Annotated in this window: 3 protein-coding genes and 1 pseudogene; 3 read left to right on the top strand and 1 reads right to left on the bottom strand. The window is 67.7% G+C overall.

The annotated features are described in order from the left end of the window. On the top strand, positions 1-624 hold a 624-nt coding region (locus I5I_RS00720), incomplete at its 5' end, for a COX15/CtaA family protein (RefSeq protein ID WP_036315142.1). A gap of 84 nt (positions 625-708) precedes the next feature. Continuing rightward, positions 709-1,122, top strand: a complete 414-nt coding sequence (locus I5I_RS00715; protein WP_036315138.1) for a hypothetical protein — start codon at positions 709-711, stop codon at positions 1,120-1,122. Positions 1,123-1,183: 61 nt separating this feature from the next. On the opposite strand, the gene I5I_RS00710 is transcribed toward I5I_RS00715, so the two are convergent. After that, positions 1,184-2,110, bottom strand: a complete 927-nt coding sequence (locus I5I_RS00710; RefSeq protein ID WP_051039403.1) for a heme o synthase — start codon at positions 2,108-2,110, stop codon at positions 1,184-1,186. 265 nt (positions 2,111-2,375) lie between these two features. Between I5I_RS00710 and I5I_RS00705 the strand changes: the two are divergent. Next, a pseudogene (locus tag I5I_RS00705) lies at positions 2,376-2,749 on the top strand (transketolase); the annotation flags it as partial.

The raw sequence follows: 2,749 nt of genomic DNA, 5'->3' as shown, positions 1-2,749 counted from the left end.
GTCCTGGCCATCGGCATCGGCATCATCCTCCAGGCCGTCATCGGCGGCATCACGGTGTGGCTGCACCTGCACCCCAGCATCGTCGGGTTGCACTACCTGCTGTCGGCGGCGCTGGTCGCGATCGCCGCCGCCTACGTCGTCCGCGTCTACGCCCGACCCGGCGCGCGCGTCCTCGTCGTGCCGCGCGGGTATGCCGTCGTGGCGCACGTGACGAGTGTCGTCGTGCTGGTCACCGTGATCATCGGCATCCTGCTGACCGGCTCCGGCCCGCACGCCGGCGACACGGCCGCCGCCCGCAACGGCCTGGATCCGATCTTCTGGCAGCACGTGCACAGCTGGCCCGCATACGCCCTCTTCGCGCTCACGCTGGTGCTGTTCGGATGGTCGTACCGGCTGAGCCCGGCGACCGGCATGAGGAGATGGACCGGTCTGCTGCTGGGCGTGGAACTTGTGCAGATCGCGATCGGGCTGTGGCAGGCGCGCACGGGCCTTCCGATCGCGCTCGTGAACATCCACATGATGCTCGCCGTGACGCTCGTGGCAGCGATGACCGCGGTGATCCTGCACATGAAGCAGCCGCGTGACATGCTGGATGCCGGCGACCGGTCCACAGCGATCTCATAGCCGGCGCATCACTGCTCCTCTGGTGGTTCGCAGATAGTCGAAGTGTCGTCGCGCGTGCGGCGACGTGACAGAAGGAGCTTCCCCATGCCCAACACCGCCCGTGTGATCCGCAGCATCCCGTTCTGGGTGCTCGTGGGCGGCTCGCTCGTCGCCGTCGGCGGCGGCGTCTACCTGCTCGTCGACAAGCTGACCGTCATGGCCAGCACTCTCGCCGATGGCACCGCCACCGGCGTCGAGGTCTACGCCGGTCAGATCTGGGCCGTTCTCGGCGCGATCCTCATCGGCGTCGGCCTCATCGGTCTGGCTCTGGCGCTCACCCTCGGTACCATCGGCTCGCTCGCGCGCGGCGCGACGCCGAGTGTCGTCACCGAAGAGATCGACGTGGTCGAGATCGTCGAGCCGGCGACGAGCGCCGCACCGGTGGCCGAGACGGTCACCTCACCGGTGTCGGAGACCGACGAGCCCGCTCAGGCGTCCGCCGAGCGTCCCACCGTCTGATCCCGCACCCGAAGACACGAAGGCGCTGGTCCCCGCGGGGACCGGCGCCTTCGTCGTCCGATCAGAACGGCAGCAGCGGGTCGATCGCGATGGCGACGAACAGGAGCGTGAGGTACGTGATCGACGCGTGGAAGACACGCATCGGACGACTCTGCTCCCCGCGGACGGCGCGGTTGTAGAGCACATGGGACTCGACGATGAACCAGCCGCCGAAAACGAGGGCGGATGCCGTGTACACGAGTCCCATACCCGCGACCGGGATGAGCAGGAGCGAAGAGGCCACGGTGGCCCAGGCGTAGAGGATGACCTGCAGCCCGACCTGCCGACCGTTGCGGGTGGCGCCCAGCATCGGCACGTCTGCTTCTCGGTAGTCACCCTTGTACTTCATCGACAGCGGCCAGTAGTGCGGCGGAGTCCAGAGGAAGACGAGGAGGAAGAGGACGAAGGGAGCCCAGGTCAGCGATCCCGTGACCGCAGACCACCCGATGAGCACGGGGAAGCACCCGGCGATCCCACCCCAGACGATGTTCTGTTCGGTGCGGCGCTTCAGCAGCATCGTGTAGATGACCACATAGAAGAAGATGGCGACGGCGCTCAGTGCCGCGGCCAGCCAGTTGGTGGTCAGCAGAAGCCAGAGCGTGGACCCCACGGCCAGACTCCACGCGAACACCAGGGCGCCCCGCGGCGTCACCTCGCCCGTCACGAGTGGTCGGTTCTCGGTGCGCCGCATATGCGCATCGATGTCACGATCGAGGTACATGTTGAAGGTGGCAGCCGATCCCGCGCTCATCGCGCCGCCGATCACCGTCGCCAGCACGAGCCAGAGGCTCGGCATCCCTCCTTGCGCCAAGATCATGACCGGAACGGTCGTCACCAGGAGCAGCTCCAAGACGCGCGGCTTCGTCAAGGCGACGTAGGCGCGGACCTTCTGACCGAGGGAACGAGCGACCGCGACGTCGGTCACCGCGGACACGCTCGACTGCACCATGTCCGCTGACCCCTTCCCCGGCTCACTCCAGATCCTCGTCCAGTCTAGGTCACGACCAATCGGGTGATCGCCCGGGACATGGACGCCCTGCGACCGGCCGGCATCCGCCGACGAATTGTCACGGACGACACATGCGGCCTGCGACCCGCGGCACTTCGCTAAGCTGAAAACACAGGCGTCGCCGAGCGCCGGCAGGCAGCGCTTCGACGCCGCCGCGGCCGGCTCGAGAGTCGGACGCACTCCCCTCTTTTCGAAAGGGCACCACGTGTCGGAACTGGTTTGGGATGAGATCGATCGGCGCGCGGTGGACACCGCTCGCGTGCTGGCCGCGGATGCCGTGGAGAAGGTGGGCAACGGACACCCCGGCACGGCGATGAGCCTGGCGCCGGCCGCGTACCTGCTCTACCAGCGCGTCCTGCGCCACGATCCCTCGGACACGCACTGGATCGGCCGCGACCGCTTCATCCTCTCCGCGGGACACTCGTCGCTGACCCAGTACGTCCAGCTCTATCTCGGCGGTTTCGGACTCGAGCTGTCCGACCTGGAATCCCTCCGCACGTGGGGCTCCTTGACCCCCGGACACCCCGAGTACGGGCACACGAAGGGCGTCGAGATCACCACGGGCCCGCTCGTCAGGGC

The organism is Microbacterium sp. B24 (assembly GCF_000333415.1).
Classification (GTDB): Bacteria; Actinomycetota; Actinomycetes; order Actinomycetales; family Microbacteriaceae; genus Microbacterium.
The sequence above is the reverse complement of the archived record's forward strand: the minus strand, read 5'-3'. Positions and strand labels throughout refer to the sequence as shown.

Coding starts and splice junctions, on each gene's coding strand:
- I5I_RS00715 (WP_036315138.1), top strand. CDS start 709: ATGCCCAACACCGCCCGTGTGATCCGCAGCATCCCGTTCTGGGTGCTC.
- I5I_RS00710 (WP_051039403.1), bottom strand. CDS start 2,110: ATGGTGCAGTCGAGCGTGTCCGCGGTGACCGACGTCGCGGTCGCTCGT.